Raw genomic sequence first — 16,320 nt, 5'->3', positions numbered from 1 at the left:
AGGGTGTGGGTGTTCTGCTGAAGTCGAGAGCCTGTCATTACGGAGAAAGGTTTGTTTTACTCCAACCGTATTCACGAATCGTTCGTTCCAGCGCAACCGGGTCGGTTGTTTCTGAGAAGATCGTCTTACGTGAGTTGACACGCTCTCCTTCAGGCGCGCCATTTGTCTGGCAAACCGGCGGTGGGGCGGAGCCAACCTGCTGGGGCGGCTGCCCAGCCGGTTGACATTCGCTACGTGACTGACCATGGTGTGCCCCGTCACCAAGGCCTTCGTTGGTGGCGCCTGGTTTGGGAGGGTCGTTCGACACCATGAGGTCGCGAACGTTGCCGGTTGGGGTTTTGATGGATGCGTCGATGTCGTGTAGCGTCTTTTCTGTCAGGTAACCGCCAGAGGGGATGGCTTCGGGCTCGCTGGTTTCTTGCTCCACATGGAGCGGAGGGGGGGCTCGGTCACGACGGGAGCCGAGACGTGCGTGGTGGACATCAGATAAACAATAACTCCCGTCGCTGCGCTTAACGCAATGGAAACGAGCAATGTCGTTCTTATTGTGACTGTTTCACTGACGATCGAAGGGCGCCACGGGAGCGCCGGACGATCGGGGTCTCCCACTAACCGATTAGCGTAACGCCCGACTTGACGAAGCATACTCTGAGGGTATTTTGCTTCGTAAGTTTGCGGGGTGAGTGACAGCCCGCGATGAAATTGCTCAGCGCGGGCGCTCGGGAGTAGGGCGCCGCAAACGGAACAATAACAGTGATCGCGCGCAGCCACATGGCCGCAACGAGGACAGATATTTGCATCAAACCGCCCAACGATGGTCAAGCCTCTGTTCATTGAAGCGTTCCATGTTGAAATGAACTGTCAGTTCGCAAGCTGATCGTCCGCTTGACGATGCAATGCTCCATTTCTTAGTGCTGCGTTGCCGTTGGCTGGAGAGGACACCTTGCCGCCTTTGAACCATGAGAAGGGCGGACTGGCCGCCTTCATATGCAGTAACCTCTTCGCGCTCAGGGCGACGCGGCCCCAGGCACTCGCCGGAATCTCGACACTCGCATACTGTGACTCATTATTGCGGCTCCAGTACGCCTTGAACGGCTCTGTGCCAACCCCAAAGTCGAAATCGAAGTTGTGGTCGTATGCCCACTTCACCATGTGTTCTACGACAAGATGCCCCGGGCTGTATTTTGAAAATTCTTCGTCAAATCCTGTGATCAATCCTTTAACGGATGATTTGCCCATTCCTACAATTGTCGTGGCGAGCGGCTTTTGATCAAACAGGATGACATGAAGGCGCGCAGCCGGCTGATCGGGCTGCGCAGACAGTATGGAAACAAGAAAGTCACGATAGCCCTGCGAATATAGCCAGGCTCCCTGCTTCGACGCATGCTGGGCCCACTTGCGCTTGTGTTCTAGCGTCCAGTCGACCAGTTCACTAATGGCATGCTTGTCGGTGGGCGCTATGACCACCGCTTGCAAGGCTCCTTTTTTGGCGATGCGACGCTCGAGCGCACCGGGCTTTTTACCAGACAAGGTACCGAGCGACCCACAGAACGAGTCCCAGTCCTGTATCTGTCGCAGATACGCGACACTGGCATGTCGGGGCTCATTGTAACTACATGATCCCTTTTCGGACAGGAACCGAAACAGCTTCGAGTCAGTGTGAACATAGGGCAGCCGAATGATCGCTGCGCCACAGTCTTTCATTGCCGCACGAATGGCTAGTTGTGTCAACCGGACCGTATCTTCCTTAGGATCAAGCAGTATCGATGAATAGTCCGCAGAGTCTGGGCCCAACGATCTCAGCATTGTCCACAACCCGCGACGGTACAGAGCAAGCGGCCACACCATTACCAGTTTCGAATCTGAATAACCGACGACGCAGCGCAATGCGCCGCCTTGCGGTTTCGCCAAGTTCTGCCAGCTTAGCGAGCATACGGCAAACGATTCGTGATACTGACCGTCGGACCTTGACCAGAGGTCGGTCCAGTCATCTTTCAATACTGCAAATGCTCTCGGATCCGAAACGACCTGAATGTGCGTTCCCTGTGTGCGCATGGTGTCTCCAGGTTGATGGTAGACCGCTGCTTTCGGGGGGCAAACAAAGCTGGATTCAAATCAGAAATACGCCGGTCGAATTCCAAATAACATTATTATTTCCCGATCGCTTGTCGCTCGCGAGGCACAATAGCACCCGCGTGTACATGATAAGACGAATTGTAAGGCGAGAATTCCATATAAATTTTTATTGTGTACGGTCCCGCACATTCGGGGGCTGGAATATTAAACACCCGAAGTCGTTGGCGTATATCGTGGAAGAGAGACTTCATCGTGTTGGCACGAGCGTCCTGGAGACGGAGGATGCGTGCCGGCTCTCTGTTAAAAGATTGTAATGGGTGCGGAAATGGCTAAATCTAGTATTAATCGTCGTACCTTTCTGAAGGGATCCGCGTCTGCGGTTGCATTGATGTCGCTCCCGGCAATGGGAGCTACAGGCCCGTATACAAGACAGGAATGGCAGGCATTCAAGTTGACACCTCAGTTCGAATCTTTTAAAACCGCAATAAGGCTTATGAAAGCTGCAACAGATGCGACGAAACCGACATCTTGGTCTTATTGGGTTAACGTCCATGTAAATTATTGTCCTCATATGGTGCCGTATTTCTGCGCATGGCATCGGGGTTATTTATATTATTTCGAGCAGCAATTGAGAACTGTTTCGGGTGATAACAGTTTGACGCTGCCATATTGGGACTATTACTCTTATCCGACAATACCCCAGGAGTTTCTGGATGCTGCTACGGGTAATCCGTTATATGTTAGCGGCCGTATAAATTCAAATGTGTCGAGTGCCCTGACGCTTGCGCCGTTTGCGCCAAGCGTAGTGAATTTTCCGCGGGGGACGAGTAATTCGTATGAGGCATCGTTCGAGTCTGCTCCGCATAATCCAGTGCATAACCTGATTGGCGGTTGGATGGCAGACATGCAGTCTCCGACAGACCCGATCTTCTATTTGCATCATGCCAACGTGGACCGGTTGTGGGACGCATGGTCGCAGCAACCACAGACGACGTTGCCGTCGCCAAGTAACTCCTATTGGAGTGGCAGCTTCACCTATGCGAAGGGTCTTACGATATTGAAGTCGAAGACCTATATGCCTTCGCTTCTGAACTATCGATATGCCAGCGCCACTGTGCCGACTTCACTCCCGCCAACCGCGCAGCAAGGTCGCATAATCCGTGTTCAGGCACAACTCGGGCCAATTCATGGCCGTCCCGCGTTGGCAGGTTTCTCCAAAACGAGTGAGCGTGCGATTGATTCAGGCCGGCGCTCGCTCGGCGGTGTGGCCAATATGTCGCTCAACGAGAAGTCCGTCAGTGCGCAGCTTCAATTGTCTTCGTCAGCATCCGCAGCGTTGCAGGACACGCTGAAGGGCAGGTCAGCGGCGGCGGCTCTTCAACAGGGGAGTAACGCGGCGCCAGCGACAACCTATCGCTCTGTTGACGTGGTCCTTGATAGCGTAACGGTCACCGAACTCGGTCGGAAAGGTGGCTACTTCTACAACGTGTATTTGAATCTTCCCGAGCAAGGGGACGTCGACGGTGTGAGCCAGAAGCACTTTCTCGGCACGTTAGGCCCATTCGAGATATCCGCCGCGATGCATCATGCCGAATCGGCGCATAGTCAAGCGCCTGTCCTGGTTTTCCCCGCAACCGAACTCTTGCAGCGCCTCGGAGCCGGGGCTTCCGGAGTGGTCGTCTCGCTGGTGAGAGTCGATGGCCAAAGTGCGCCGAAAGGGTCGGCCATATCGGTTGGCGAGCTGCGGATTGAATTGTCAACGTCCGCTCCTTGATCGGCGCTGTTGAGCGACGCGATCGCGATTCGGGTCCGACGTCGCCCGACCCCCCAAACGGGAGCGGGCGACGTTGTATTTCATGCGTGTCAGTGCCTTGCAAGGACTGGGCTTGTGTGTCACACGTCCGTCTGCCCGCAAAGGCGAGCTGATCGGGCGAGCGGCATGAGTTAATGCTCGGTCGGCCGTCGTGGAAATAGGTGACAGCTGCTGCACCGTCGGCTGAGCGACGTGCAAACAGGTCATCTGCAATTAAACGCTGCGAGGGAAGTCGATCGCCAGGAACGAATACGCCTTTGTTGATTGCTTCTTCGATCTGCGCAGCTATGGCGAGATATGGCGTCCCACGCAGACGTGCGAAGTCCGGACGCCAATGCTTGTTTGCAGCCTTGTTCATGCCTGAGCCCCAGAACACCGGGACCAGTTGAGCGTAGCACCTGAGGCGACCGAAAACGCGCTACTAACGGCTCTGGCCCTGTCCCATCGAACGGTGTTGCGCCCCGCGCCACCATTCGCAGACGGACCGCTCGACATCTTCGCGAGGGCACCGTTTGGCGAAGGCCAGCCGGATATAACAATGGATGCAACGTATCAACAGGCGACCAGCGGCGGTTGGAATGGCGCGTCGGTTCGCAACGCGAAGGCATGGCGAAAATTTGCATCGAGCGTGCGCTAAGACCAGCCCTCACGTGATGCGTGTCGGCGACTAAAGGCTCAACCGGTAAAGCAGGGCGCCGTCATGCCGCGTGAGCACAGCAAATCATCGGAGCAATTCTCTACAGAACGCCAATAAGCCATTGCACTGGAGAGAGAGGCTTGGGGCGGAGCCTGCGTCGGGGTTCAATTATTTCGTGACGATCGCTGCCGTAAGGCCAGCATTGATTGCTGGCAGGAGCAGATTCAGCACACGGTTGAATTTGACCAGCGCGCCGTTGTCTACAAACACCACATCCTTAGGGTGGAGATCGAACTGGTTAGCGAGAATCATCGATACCGGCGAGGTGGCATCGAGATGAAAGATCTGAGGTTTGCCGGCACTGCCGTACGGGGCTCGAATGACGAACAACTGATTTGCCTCCGCCGTATTCTGGTTCAGGCTGCCCGCCTGAGAGAGGGCTTCGGCAAGCGTGAGTTTGCCGCTCCTCATGGGCAATATGGTGGCGGGCCTGTTCACCTCGCCCATGACGTAGATGCCATTCTCGTCGCGAGCAGCGACCCGCAACATGTCGCCTCGTTGCAGCATGATCCTCGCCGGATTCCGGCCGGCGTCGATCAGGTCTGGAATGTTGATCCGTATGGTCTGATCGTCCCGGATGAGGTCGACCCTGCTTTGGTCTGCATTAGGCGTGAACCCACCTGCGCGCCCAATCGCTTCCGGCAACGTCATTGGGATATCGTTGATCTGTTGCAGGCCTGGTGCACGCACCTCGCCGTCGATGTAGATCTGTGCCCAGCGGAATGACGCGACGCGTACGGTGACCTGCGGATCCTTGTATATTTTCGCGATCAGTGACGCGATTCTCGCCTGGATCTCCTTAACAGTCAGACCCGCTACGTGCACGCTGCCAGCGTAGGGAAACTGCACGTTCCCTTCATCATCGACGAGAAAACCGGGAGCGGCGTCGGAAGGTCGCGAGCTTGGATTGGGCTGACCGAGCGCGGCAACAAGTTCCGGATGATCCCAGACTGTTATCTGCAGCACATCGCCTTTCCCGACTGCATAGGCCGGGGGTTCGGACCGTGCGGTATTCAACATGGTTTGCACCTGCTGTGAGAGGTCGCCTTTTGCGGCGTCCTGCAGCTTTTGAATTTCGTCGAGGTTGATATCGGTGATCGGCACCGTGATCTGTTGTCGCGGCTCGCTACTATATTGACCGCCAGAGACATCTATAGATGACGGCACGATCATCCGCTGGCCCGGCACGGCCGAGCAGGCGGACAGGACGACTCCCAGAATAGCGATTGCTAACGCTCGAATATAACGGTCTGAGACGCACATGGCGGGTCTCCTATTTTTGTGTTGTCGGCTTCGGTGTTGTGGCGTGTGGGCTTTTCAGAGGCGCACTGACCAAAGTATCGTATTGAAGCCTCCGGCGAATAGTGCGGTCGCGCACTCGCCGGGCTGCTACCTTGCTTTTAGGTTTTCTATACGGTGCGCTAGCGCACACGATTTCTCGCAGCGATGCATAGCGTGTGCTTCAGTGTTGCGCAGTACTTCGCTGTTCTATTCATCCAGCATTTTGCCGATCGCGAACCTTGCATGATCGGGATGGAAGCATGTGGAGGAGAAACGCTGCGTCGATGAGAAGCGACAACTCGTGAACACCGGATGCGACAAGCGGGTTTGAGAGCGACGCTCACGAATGCAGTGTGTTCACGCACCATCCATGGCGGAAGACACCAGGGTGCCGTCGACTTGCCTGATGTCCAGATGCAACTCGCCCCAGTAGTTGTTGATGCCGATGCCGGTTACCCACTCGCCACAGCGCGAGTGAATGGGTCACGGATGTCCACATCACCGTGATGCTAGATGGGTATGTTGCCCCAGGTCGATACCAACACTGGAGAGGTGGTGATAGCACGACCTCAAGGGGCCGTCTGGTCCCCATACTTGCCCCCGCTTTTCGCAAGCCGATGCAGGCTGTTTGCGGAGCGAGAAGAGTTGCGGAGCAAAGAAAAAGGGCCTAGCCGAAGCTAAGCCCTTGAATCTTTTGGTAGGCCGTACGGGATTCGAACCTGTGACCAACGGATTAAAAGTCCGCTGCTCTACCAGCTGAGCTAACGACCCAAAAGAGAAGCGGAATTATATCGGTCGAGCCAGTATGTGTCAACCAACGCCGGCCGGCCAGCAGGCGACCCACACAAAGAAAAGCCCGGAACCTTGCGGCTCCGGGCTTTCCGGCGAGAGGCGCGCGCATCGGTTATTGAAGCGTCGACACTGCGCGTTTTACTGCGTCCATCAACTACACGCCCGGCTCGTGCCGGACGCCACAACATCACTTGATCTGCGAAAGCTTGCTTTGCGCCGACTGCGCGACATCCGAGCCGCCGTACTGCGCGACGATCTGTTCGAGCGTCTTCTTCGCGGCGGCCTTCTGACCTTGTTCGAGCTGGTTGTTCGCGATAGCCAGCAGTGCTTCCGGCGCCCGCGGATGGTGCGGATACTTCTGGACGACGCCTTGCCACACGGCCGTCGAGCCCTTGTAGTCGCGCAGCGCGTAGAGCGCGTTGCCGAGCCAGTATTGTGCCGTAGGCTGATATGGGCTTTGCGGGTACTTCGCGATAAAGCTGCGGAACGACGTCGCCGCGTTCTTGAAGTCACCGCTGCGGAACTGCTGCGAAGCCGCGTTGAACGCGTCCGTTTCGCCCGGCTGCACGGAGCCCTCGACCCCATCGACCGTCTGCTGCTGCGGCTCGAACTTCTTCAGACGACCATCGAGGTCGGTGTAGTAGTCCTTCTGCTGCTTCTGCAACGTGGCGACCTGATTGGCGAGGTCCTCGTTCTGTCCGCGCAACGTCGCGACCTGCTGGTTCAACTGGTCGAGACGGTTGGACTGATCGAGGATCGTGCGTTGAGCCGCCGACAGCTGGCTCGACAGACTATCGGTCTTGGTGCGCAGATCGAGAATCGCCTGGCGAGCCTGATCGTCGTCGAACATGCCTGCGTGCGCGGGCAGGGCCATCACGGCCGTTCCCGCGACGCAGGCGGCTGCGGCCATGCGCAGCCAGGAGAAACGGGGCGTCATACGGCTTGTCACCTATTACTGTTGATAGACGAGGTCCGCGCGGCGGTTCTGCGCCCACGAAGCTTCGTCATGACCCGTTGCCTGCGGCTTTTCTTTACCCAGACTCACGGCTTCCATTTCCGAATCCGGAACGCCCACCAGCGACAGCGAACGGCGGACAGCTTCAGCACGCTTCTGGCCGAGTGCCAGGTTGTACTCGCTCGTGCCACGCTCGTCGGTGTTGCCCTGGATCAGGACGTGACGTTGCGGATGGCTCTTCAGATACTGCGCGTGTTGCTGCAGCAGCGGCTGGTAGTCGTCCTTGACCGAGTAGCTGTCGAAGTCGAAATAGATGCTGCGCTTGGCCAGCGGGCTGTTCGGATCGTTCAACGGATCGACGTTCACCGTGGCGACATCGTTCGGGTTAGGCTGAGCGCCCGTCGCGCCACCCTTATTGGCGTTTTCGTCGAGCTTGACGCCCGAATGACATGCAGCCAGCGCGCCGACCATACCTACGGCAAACGCGATACGAAGTTTGGACATCATGCTTCACTCTCCTTGTGTGTTATTGCATAAACGGGCCCCAGGAAGGCTCGCGTACGATGCCTCCCTGAACGGACAGGACCTGCCGCGTCCGACCATCGGTCGATACTGCGGCCAACACGCCACGGCCGTTCACCTGAGTGGCGTAAAGAATGTACTGACCATTCGCCGCGAAGCTCGGCGATTCGTCATGTGTGGTGTCGGTGAGCGCCGTCGCGACGCCCGACTGCAGATCCTGGATATACAGCTTGAAGCCCCCGCCCGTGCGCGAGATGTATGTGAGCTGCTTGCCGTCCGGGCTCACGCGCGGACTCGTATTGTAGTTGCCCGTGAAGGTCACGCGCTGCACGCCGCCCGCGGACTCGCCGCCGGCAGGCATCTTGTAGATCTGCGGCTGGCCGCCACGGTCGCTCGTGAAGTAGATCGACTGGCCATCAGGAGAGTACGACGGCTCGGTGTCGATCGCGCTGCCCTGCGTGAGGCGGCGCAGGCCGCTGCCGTCGGCGTTGACGGCGAAAATCTGCGTGTTGCCGGTGCGCGACAGCGCGACAGCGAGTGTGCGGCCATCAGGCGACCATGCGGGCGCGCTGTTGTTGCCCTTCTGGTCCGACACAACAACGCGGCGGCCCGTAGGCAGATCGTGGATATAGACGATCGGCTTCTTCTTTTCAAACGACACATACGCGACCTTCGTGCCGTCCGGCGACCATGCCGGCGAGATGATCGGCTCGGGGCTGGAGAGCGCGATGTGCGCGTCCTGGCCGTCCGAGTCGGAAATCTGCAACTGGTAGCGGTTGCCCGTCTTGATCACGTACGACAGACGCGTTGCGAACACGCCGCGGCCGCCCATCAACTTCGCATAGATATAGTCGGCAACCTTGTGAGCGCTCATGCGCAGGCCGCTTTCCGGGCTGACCAGTTCAAGGCCGCCGAGGCTTTGCTGATTGACGGTGTCATACAGCTTGAAGCGCACCTGGTACTGGCCGTTCGGCAGCTTGGTGACGCTGCCCGCGACGAACGCATTCGCGCCCTTGGCCTTCCAGGCGCCGAGATCGACGGAATCGCCTTCCGAAACGGGCGCGCTGCCGGCGTCGATATTGGTGAATTTACCGCTACGCTGAAGGTCCTGGCGGACGATCGTGCTGATCTGCTGGGGAGAATTGGCCTCGTTGGCAAAATTTGCCGTGGCGATCGGGAACTGGGTGGACCCGACGCCCGTCACGAGGACGTTGAGTTGTGCATGGGCGGCACCGCCGGCGGCGATCAGGCACGACGCTACCAGCGCTCGCAGGCCTAGCTTGGTCATCAAACTCATTCTGTATAGGTTCCCCAAAAACGAATTGCTAACACTTCACGACTACAAACAGACCGGCCTACGCAGATTTCGTTCCCGGTCTGCCCACGACAGCGTGCGAATCGGAAACGCCTGCGTCAGGCGGCTGGACGCAGCGTGATCGTAAAACTGCCGGGCGTTTTGCCGTCGATGTCCTGAGGCATCGGATCCGACCGCTGGACGGCCCGCAGTGCGGCATCGTCCCACGCCTGGTTCCCGCTGCTACGGGTGACGGTCGCGCTCAGCAGCGTGCCCGTCGGCGAGCAGCGCACGGAGACAACCGTTTGCAGGCCCGACGTGTCGCCCGACCAGATGATGTTCGGACGCACGCGGCGCTGGACCTTCTCCGCATAGCCCGGCGACGCTGCGTTGCCGCCCGCGCCGCTGCCCGTGCCGCTCTTCGCGAGACCGTTGCCCGTCGAGCCTTCGCCGCCTGCCACCCCCTGCAGCGCGGCAAGACGCTGACGGCGCTCGGCGTCGAGCTTCTTCGCGGCATCGGCGGCCTGGGCGGCGGCCTTCGCCTTGGCGGCCTTCGCCGCGTCAGCCTTGGCCTGTGCGTCGGCTTGCGCCTGCTTCGCTTCCTGTTCCTTTTGCTGCTCCTTCTGCTCTTCCTGCTGCTTCTTCAACTGCTCCTGCTTCTGCTGGGCGACTTGCTGCTGCTTGAGCTTGTCGGCCTGCTGCTGTTGCTGTTTGAGCTTCGCTGCGGCGGCCGCTGCGGCCTGGTCGGCGGCGAGTTGCTGCTGGCGTTTCGCCTCGGCTTCCTGCTGGGCCTGCAACTTCTGCTGACGCTGCTGCTCGGCAAGTTCAGCCTGACGCTGCGCTTCCTGCTGCTTGCGTTTCTTTTCCTGCAGCGCGATATCGGCCTGTTCGTCGTTGACCTGCGGCGCGGGTCTGACGGGCACGGGCGGCGGCACGACGGGGCGCGGCGCCGGTACGTCAGGCACTTCCGTCCACAGTTCGGCTTCCGCGCCCGCGGGCGTGCTGTTCTGCCAGTGGATGCCGTGATACAGGAAGAACCCCAGCAGCACGTGCATCAGCGCGGCGAGCGCGAACGCGCGCCACGTGCCGCGCTCGCGCGGCGGTCGAAGCGGGTAGGCGTTTTTCTGGCGGGTCATTGCGATTTGACGAGCAATCCAACGCGCTTGACGCCACGAGCCTTCAGGTCGGACATCACGTTCATCACGACTTCATACTTGACGGTTTTGTCGGCGGCAATCACGACGGGCTGGTCGGGATGCGACGCCTGACGGTCGGTGACGAAGCTGCGCAGATCGGCTGGCGTCATCGTCTCCTGTTGCGTCGCGCCCGCGTCGTCCTTGTACTTGACGTTCATGTTGCCGTCCGCCTTGATGTTGACGACGACGGGTGGCGTCTGCTGCTGCGGCGCCGCGCCGCCGACAGTCGGCAGGTTCACGATCGACGGCGCCACGAGCGGGGCCGTCACCATGAAGATCACGAGCAGCACGAGCATCACGTCGATGTAAGGCACGACGTTGATGTCGGCCATCGCGCGGCGCGAGCGGCTGCCGCGCATGCTGGAACGGGCTGAACCGGCCATCGTGGACTCCTTAATGGGCCTGACGTTGCAGGATGTTCGAGAACTCTTCGATGAAGGTTTCGAAGCGGATCGCGAGGCGGTCGATATCGTGCGCGTAGCGGTTGTACGCGACCACGGCGGGGATTGCGGCGAACAGGCCGATCGCCGTTGCCGTCAGCGCTTCGGCGATGCCCGGCGCGACGTTCGCGAGGGTGGCCTGCTGGACGTTCGCGAGGCCGCGGAACGCATTCATGATGCCCCACACCGTGCCGAACAGACCGATATACGGGCTGACCGAACCGACCGATGCGAGGAACGCGAGGTTGGCTTCGAGCACGTCCATTTCGCGCTGGAACGCGGCGCGCATGGCACGGCGCGCGCCGTCGAGAATCGCGCCCGGATCGTTGAGACGCTTTTCCTTGCCCTTCAGGAACTCACGCATGCCCGACTCGAAAATACGCTCGAGCGCGCCGATCGTGTGGCGGTTGTTCGCGGCGCTCTGATACAGCGCCTGCAGGTCGCCGCCCGACCAGAAATCGCGTTCGAAGCGTTCAGTCTGCGCCCGCGCGCGGCGAATCGCAAACCACTTGCGGAAGATGAAAGTCCACGACATCAGCGAAAGCAGCAACAGCAGCGCCATCACCGCCTGCGCCAGCAGACTCGCGTTGAGAACGAGGGAAATGATCGACAGATCTTGTGTAGTGTTCATAGAGGTTCGTTGTAACGTCCCGGGTGGGGCGTCCGGCTGCAAGGTGGGTCGAAGCGTTCGGTTGGCAATTAGTTGGCAAACCGGAAGCTTCGGCGGGTTCTTCGCCGAACCATGCTTGGTCTTGTTGTGACCGTTACGAGTTCACTGTCCAGCTAACAACGACGCTCAAATACTCGCCGTTGACACACTGGGGCCCGGTTCGCGCCGCAATGCGGCGTGGACCGGTGGAGGAATGGCGGCCGGCTTCATCGTTTGCGAGTCGACACAGCCGACGCGGATCGTGCCCGTTGCCAGCAGCGTATCGTCGCGCCAGGCTTCCTGAGCGAAATCCACCGATGCGCGGCCCAGCCGCTCGATCCGGCTGACGATGCGCACCATGTCGTCGAGCCGGGCCGGCGCGCGATAGTCGAGCGCAGTACTGCGCACGACGAAGAGCGCGCCCGATTCTTCGGCCAGCTTGCGTTGATCGACGCCGCATGCTCGCAGCCATTCGGTGCGCGCGCGCTCGAAAAACTTCAGGTAGTTCGCGTAAAACACGATGCCGCCGGCATCGGTGTCTTCGTAATACACGCGAATCGGCCAGATAAAGCCGATTTCCGCGCCGGACTGACTGTCAGACATATTCATGGCGCGCATTTTACCGGAACGCAAAAGCGCGCCGCATTTTTGGGCACTTTCGTGTCCGGTTGCGTTGGGCCTGCAAGACGGGCGCCGCGTCGCTGCCGCACGATCCAGCCGACGCGGCGCGCCCGCGAAACCTAGCCGCGGTGGATGTTCAGGCCGGCAAACGACTGCGCAACGGGCATCAGTTCGATCGTATTGATGTTGACGTGCGCGGGGCGCGTCGCGATCCAGTAGATCGAATCGGCGATGTCTTCGGCCGTGAGCGGCTGGACGTTCTGATAGACGCCGGCAGCCTTCTCGTCGTCGCCACGGAAACGCACGTTCGAAAACTCGGTGCCGCCGCACAGGCCCGGCTCGATGTCCGTCACGCGGACGGGTGTGCCGTGCAGGTCGGCGCGCAGGTTCAGGCTGAACTGGCGCACGAATGCCTTGGTCGCGCCATAGACGTTGCCGCCAGGATACGGGTACATGGCCGCCACCGACCCCAGATTGAACACATGCCCGCGGCTGCGCTCGATCATGCCCGGCAGAAAGGCCCGCGTGACCTGCACGAGACCCATGCAGTTGGTGTCGATCATCGTCGCCCAGTCGTCGAGCACGGCCCGTTGGGCGGGCTCGAGGCCGAGCGCGAGGCCCGCGTTGTTGATGAGCACGTCGACGGCGGCGAAGTCGGCGGGCAGGGCGTTGGGGACGGCTTCGACGGCTGCGCGGTCGCGCACGTCGAGCTCGAAGGGCAGCAGGTTTTCGCCGAGCTCGTCGGCGAGCGCCTGCAGGCGGTCCTTGCGGCGCGCGGTCGCGACCACGCGATGGCCGCCCTTGACGAAAGCCCTGGCGATAGCGGCGCCGAACCCTGCGGACGCGCCGGTGACGAACACGATCATTGCTGTTCCCTGGTCGGTGAAGAAAGGCCACAAGCCTACTTCCAATGCGACGACGCGGCAAGAATGACCCCGCCGCGTGAAGGCACGTTCTGGCGGGCCGCTGGGCGGCCGCTGCCACGGCAGGCCGGGGCTTCTGGCCGCCTTGGCAGCGCGCTGGCCGGCTCGGTTGCCTCGGTTGCCTATTCGACCCGGTTCCAATAAACTAACGCGCTCACCCCTGCGTGACTGGCGATAGAACCCCAGGCTGTCAAGCCTGACGGGTTCAAGGTGGAGCGTCCCACCGTGAAGCGCAGGGTGCCGTTTTGCCGTTCGCCTGGGCAGCCATGTTTCGCGCGCGCCGTCGTTTGCGCTGCCGGTGGTTGTCCTGACTCGCGTGTGCGGCACCTCCTTCATACGTTGCGTCAAGGCTCCCGCCATCAGCGGTGGCCAGCAGTGCTGCGTACCCAATACGCTCCCGGCACACGACCTGCGCACGATCCGGTCAACCTGAACACACTTAACGGAACCAGCATGTTTGACAAAGCCCAAAGCACCATCGCCAATGTCGATCCGGAAATCTGGAAGGCAATCCAGGACGAAGACCGCCGTCAGGAAGAGCACATCGAACTGATCGCGTCGGAAAACTACACGAGCCCGGCCGTGATGGCCGCACAGGGCTCGCAGCTCACCAACAAGTACGCCGAAGGCTACCCGGGCAAGCGCTACTACGGCGGCTGCGAATATGTCGACGTCGTCGAACAACTGGCGATCGACCGCGTGAAGCAGCTGTTCGGCGCCGAAGCCGCGAATGTCCAGCCGAACTCGGGCTCGCAGGCCAACCAGGGCGTCTTCTTCGCGATGCTCAAGCCGGGCGACACGATCATGGGCATGAGCCTCGCACATGGCGGCCACTTGACGCACGGCTCGCCCGTCAACATGTCGGGCAAGTGGTTCAACGTCGTGAGCTACGGCCTGAACGAAGCCGAAGACATCGACTACGACGCAGCTGAGAAGCTGGCTCAGGAACACAAGCCGAAGATCATCGTCGCGGGCGCCTCGGCGTTTGCGCTGCGTATCGACTTCGAGCGCCTGTCGAAGATCGCGAAATCGGTTGGTGCGTACCTGATGGTCGACATGGCCCACTACGCCGGTCTGATCGCAGCGGGTGTGTACCCGAACCCGGTGCCGTTCGCCGACTTCGTCACGACGACCACGCACAAGAGCCTGCGCGGTCCGCGCGGCGGCGTGATCCTGATGAAGGCGGAGTTCGAGAAGCAGATCAACTCGGCCATTTTCCCGGGCATCCAGGGCGGTCCGCTGATGCACGTGATCGCGGGCAAGGCGGTCGCGTTCAAGGAAGCACTGACGCCGGAATTCAAGGAATACCAGCAACACGTGGTCGACAACGCGCGCGTGCTGGCTGAAACGCTCGTCAAGCGCGGCCTGCGCATCGTGTCGGGCCGTACGGAAAGCCACGTGATGCTGGTCGACCTGCGCGCGAAGAAGATCACGGGCAAGGCAGCGGAAGCGGCACTCGGCGCGGCGCACATCACCGTGAACAAGAACGCGATTCCGAACGACCCGGAAAAGCCGTTCGTGACGAGCGGCATCCGCCTCGGTTCGCCCGCCATGACGACGCGCGGCTTCGGCACGAAGGAAGCCGAGCAGGTCGGCAACCTGATCGCCGACGTGCTGGACAACCCGGAAGACACGGCCACGATCGAGCGCGTGCGCGCGCAGGTCGCCGAGTTGACCCAACGCTTCCCGGTCTACCGCTAAGCCACCATGCGCTGCCCCTTCTGCCGGCATGACGATACACAGGTCGTCGACTCGCGTGTGTCCGAGGACGGCGCCGCGATCCGGCGCCGCCGCCGCTGCCCGGCCTGCGACAAGCGTTTCACGACGTACGAGCGGGTCGAGCTGGCGTTGCCGGCGGTGGTGAAGAAGGATGGCAGCCGCACGGAGTTCGATCGCCGCAAGATCGTCGCGAGCATGCAACTGGCGCTACGCAAGCGTCCAGTTGCTGCCGACGCCATCGACGCCGCCGCGTCGCGCATCGAGTATCAACTGCTCGGCAGCGGCGAGCGCGAAGTACGCAGCGAGCGTCTGGGCGAGCTCGTCATGAACGAGCTGCGCGCCCTCGACACCATCGCGTACGTGCGCTTTGCTTCCGTGTACCGGCGTTTCGAAGACGTCTCCGAGTTCGAGGACGTCATTGAGGAGTTTCGCCGGATGAACGCTCCGGCCGCGCCCGCGAAGCCTTCCCGCAAGCGCTGATTTGTCGCGCATCCGCATTTTCTCGCCCTGACGTTCTGCCGCGAATTCACCTGATGCACGGACTTTCTCGTGCAGGGATTCGTGCGTCCGCCACCTGGCCATCCGGCTAATTGTGGGCGCGCTAGCGCATCGTTAGAGTCGTCGCATTCTTGGCGGAAATCGAGGAATGCTGATGAAACGGAATGCTCATACGCGGCGCGTGTGCCGCGGGTTCACGCTGTTCGAAACGCTCGTTGTGATTGCGTTGCTCGCGATCGCCGCGACGTTGACGGTGCCGTCGTTCGTTGCGTGGCGGGTGCGCGATCGGGTCGACGCGCGCGCCCGCGCGCTGTTGTCCACGCTCAGTTACGCGCGCGGCGAGGCATTGCGGCGCGGCGCGCGTGTGACCGTGTGTCGGATCGATGCCGCGCGGCGCTGTCTTGCGGCGGGCGGCCGTGCAAGACGGGCGTCGTCGACTGGTCTTGTGGATGGACCGTGATGATCGAGCGCGGCGGCGGCTTCTATCCGTTGCGCGCGCAACCCGACCTTGCCCCCGTCAGCATCGTTGGCGCGTTTACCAATCTCACTTTCACGCCACCCGCGAGCCAAGCCAACGCAGCTTTCCCAGCTTCGATATCGGGCCGCGTGTCGAATCGACAGCGACGCAGGGCAAGGACTGGCGACGCTGCGTCCGCATCGCGGCGGGTGGGCGGGCGCGTATCGTCGATGGCGCGCGCGGAGCGGCGGCATGACGCGCGCTTGTCTTGTCTCGCAGCGCGGTCAGAGCTTGCTTGAAGTGCTCGTCGCGGTGGCTGTCACGGCCGTCACTGTGCTCGGTCTGATCGCTGTGCAGTTGTCGCGATGAAGCGAGATAACAGACGCG

14 protein-coding genes, 1 tRNA gene, 1 pseudogene and 1 riboswitch are annotated in these 16,320 nt (G+C 60.7%); of the genes and pseudogenes, 5 read left to right on the top strand and 11 right to left on the bottom strand.

The window, feature by feature from the left end; translation table 11 throughout:
• Positions 1 to 861 precede the first annotated feature (861 nt).
• The gene (locus H1204_RS14095) at positions 862 to 2,055 is read right to left on the bottom strand and encodes a GNAT family N-acetyltransferase (RefSeq protein WP_180728787.1); all 1,194 of its coding nucleotides are present in this window, start codon (positions 2,053 to 2,055) and stop codon (positions 862 to 864) included.
• A 514-nt stretch (positions 2,056 to 2,569) separates the two neighbouring features.
• Between H1204_RS14095 and H1204_RS14090 the strand changes: the two genes are divergently transcribed.
• Positions 2,570 to 3,850 carry a tyrosinase family protein gene (locus H1204_RS14090; RefSeq protein ID WP_243468511.1) on the top strand — a complete coding sequence of 427 codons (1,281 nt, stop codon included), beginning with the start codon at positions 2,570 to 2,572 and terminating at the stop codon, positions 3,848 to 3,850.
• Positions 3,851 to 4,694: 844 nt separating this feature from the next.
• Here the strand turns inward: H1204_RS14090 and H1204_RS14080 are convergent.
• From H1204_RS14080 to ydfG, 10 genes are all read right to left on the bottom strand, one after another.
• Entirely contained in the window at positions 4,695 to 5,849 is a 1,155-nt protein-coding gene (locus H1204_RS14080) for a polysaccharide biosynthesis/export family protein (protein WP_188346939.1), read from the bottom strand.
• 713 nt (positions 5,850 to 6,562) lie between these two features.
• Positions 6,563 to 6,638: transfer RNA gene (locus tag H1204_RS14075), tRNA-Lys, on the bottom strand.
• A 208-nt stretch (positions 6,639 to 6,846) separates the two neighbouring features.
• A complete protein-coding gene (ybgF, locus tag H1204_RS14070) occupies positions 6,847 to 7,596 on the bottom strand; it encodes a tol-pal system protein YbgF (protein ID WP_180728785.1) in 750 nt (249 codons plus the stop codon).
• Between the two features lie 15 nt (positions 7,597 to 7,611).
• Positions 7,612 to 8,121, bottom strand: coding sequence for a peptidoglycan-associated lipoprotein Pal (gene pal, locus H1204_RS14065; RefSeq protein WP_180728784.1), 510 nt, complete (start codon positions 8,119 to 8,121; stop codon positions 7,612 to 7,614).
• Positions 8,122 to 8,140: 19 nt separating this feature from the next.
• The gene (gene tolB / locus H1204_RS14060) at positions 8,141 to 9,433 is read right to left on the bottom strand and encodes a Tol-Pal system beta propeller repeat protein TolB (protein WP_180728783.1); all 1,293 of its coding nucleotides are present in this window, start codon (positions 9,431 to 9,433) and stop codon (positions 8,141 to 8,143) included.
• 116 nt (positions 9,434 to 9,549) lie between these two features.
• The gene (gene tolA / locus H1204_RS14055) at positions 9,550 to 10,566 is read right to left on the bottom strand and encodes a cell envelope integrity protein TolA (RefSeq protein WP_180728782.1); all 1,017 of its coding nucleotides are present in this window, start codon (positions 10,564 to 10,566) and stop codon (positions 9,550 to 9,552) included.
• Positions 10,563 to 11,009, bottom strand: coding sequence for a protein TolR (gene tolR / locus H1204_RS14050; RefSeq protein ID WP_180728781.1), 447 nt, complete (start codon positions 11,007 to 11,009; stop codon positions 10,563 to 10,565). Before tolR ends, tolA begins: the two co-directional genes overlap by 4 nt.
• A gap of 10 nt (positions 11,010 to 11,019) precedes the next feature.
• A complete protein-coding gene (gene tolQ, locus H1204_RS14045; protein WP_007584943.1) occupies positions 11,020 to 11,697 on the bottom strand; it encodes a protein TolQ in 678 nt (225 codons plus the stop codon).
• 165 nt (positions 11,698 to 11,862) lie between these two features.
• Positions 11,863 to 12,333: a tol-pal system-associated acyl-CoA thioesterase gene (ybgC, locus tag H1204_RS14040; RefSeq protein WP_180728780.1), complete on the bottom strand. Its 471-nt coding sequence runs from the start codon at positions 12,331 to 12,333 to the stop codon at positions 11,863 to 11,865.
• Positions 12,334 to 12,455: 122 nt separating this feature from the next.
• A complete protein-coding gene (gene ydfG, locus H1204_RS14035) occupies positions 12,456 to 13,202 on the bottom strand; it encodes a bifunctional NADP-dependent 3-hydroxy acid dehydrogenase/3-hydroxypropionate dehydrogenase YdfG (RefSeq protein ID WP_180728779.1) in 747 nt (248 codons plus the stop codon).
• A gap of 211 nt (positions 13,203 to 13,413) precedes the next feature.
• Positions 13,414 to 13,528, top strand: a riboswitch (ZMP/ZTP riboswitch).
• A 184-nt stretch (positions 13,529 to 13,712) separates the two neighbouring features.
• Here ydfG and glyA point away from each other — a divergent pair.
• The 4 genes and pseudogenes from glyA (at position 13,713) to H1204_RS14015 (ending at position 16,302) form a co-directional block, all read left to right on the top strand.
• Positions 13,713 to 14,960 (top strand): serine hydroxymethyltransferase, encoded by a 1,248-nt coding sequence (gene glyA, locus H1204_RS14030; RefSeq protein ID WP_180728778.1) that lies wholly within the window; start codon positions 13,713 to 13,715, stop codon positions 14,958 to 14,960.
• A 6-nt stretch (positions 14,961 to 14,966) separates the two neighbouring features.
• A complete protein-coding gene (gene nrdR / locus H1204_RS14025; RefSeq protein WP_180728777.1) occupies positions 14,967 to 15,458 on the top strand; it encodes a transcriptional regulator NrdR in 492 nt (163 codons plus the stop codon).
• 172 nt (positions 15,459 to 15,630) lie between these two features.
• Positions 15,631 to 16,189 (top strand): annotated as a pseudogene (locus H1204_RS14020) (GspH/FimT family pseudopilin).
• Positions 16,186 to 16,302 (top strand): prepilin-type N-terminal cleavage/methylation domain-containing protein, encoded by a 117-nt coding sequence (locus H1204_RS14015; RefSeq protein WP_243468510.1) that lies wholly within the window; start codon positions 16,186 to 16,188, stop codon positions 16,300 to 16,302. The pseudogene H1204_RS14020 and the gene H1204_RS14015 overlap by 4 nt, the downstream one beginning before the upstream one ends.
• Positions 16,303 to 16,320: the final 18 nt, after the last annotated feature.

The organism is Paraburkholderia sp. PGU19 (assembly GCF_013426915.1).
Lineage (GTDB): Bacteria > Pseudomonadota > Gammaproteobacteria > Burkholderiales > Burkholderiaceae > Paraburkholderia.
This window is presented reverse-complemented; position numbering and strand designations above follow the sequence as displayed.

Bases quoted from the DNA above. Each gene is read 5' to 3' on its own strand.
- H1204_RS14015 (WP_243468510.1), top strand. From the start codon at position 16,186: ATGACGCGCGCTTGTCTTGTCTCGCAGCGCGGTCAGAGCTTGCTTGAA.
- ybgF (WP_180728785.1), bottom strand. From the start codon at position 7,596: ATGACGCCCCGTTTCTCCTGGCTGCGCATGGCCGCAGCCGCCTGCGTC.
- nrdR (WP_180728777.1), top strand. From the start codon at position 14,967: ATGCGCTGCCCCTTCTGCCGGCATGACGATACACAGGTCGTCGACTCG.
- H1204_RS14095 (WP_180728787.1), bottom strand. From the start codon at position 2,055: ATGCGCACACAGGGAACGCACATTCAGGTCGTTTCGGATCCGAGAGCA.
- H1204_RS14080 (WP_188346939.1), bottom strand. From the start codon at position 5,849: ATGTGCGTCTCAGACCGTTATATTCGAGCGTTAGCAATCGCTATTCTG.
- ybgC (WP_180728780.1), bottom strand. From the start codon at position 12,333: ATGCGCGCCATGAATATGTCTGACAGTCAGTCCGGCGCGGAAATCGGC.
- tolB (WP_180728783.1), bottom strand. From the start codon at position 9,433: ATGAGTTTGATGACCAAGCTAGGCCTGCGAGCGCTGGTAGCGTCGTGC.
- ydfG (WP_180728779.1), bottom strand. From the start codon at position 13,202: ATGATCGTGTTCGTCACCGGCGCGTCCGCAGGGTTCGGCGCCGCTATC.
- tolA (WP_180728782.1), bottom strand. From the start codon at position 10,566: ATGACCCGCCAGAAAAACGCCTACCCGCTTCGACCGCCGCGCGAGCGC.
- H1204_RS14090 (WP_243468511.1), top strand. From the start codon at position 2,570: ATGAAAGCTGCAACAGATGCGACGAAACCGACATCTTGGTCTTATTGG.
- glyA (WP_180728778.1), top strand. From the start codon at position 13,713: ATGTTTGACAAAGCCCAAAGCACCATCGCCAATGTCGATCCGGAAATC.
- pal (WP_180728784.1), bottom strand. From the start codon at position 8,121: ATGATGTCCAAACTTCGTATCGCGTTTGCCGTAGGTATGGTCGGCGCG.
- tolQ (WP_007584943.1), bottom strand. From the start codon at position 11,697: ATGAACACTACACAAGATCTGTCGATCATTTCCCTCGTTCTCAACGCG.
- tolR (WP_180728781.1), bottom strand. From the start codon at position 11,009: ATGGCCGGTTCAGCCCGTTCCAGCATGCGCGGCAGCCGCTCGCGCCGC.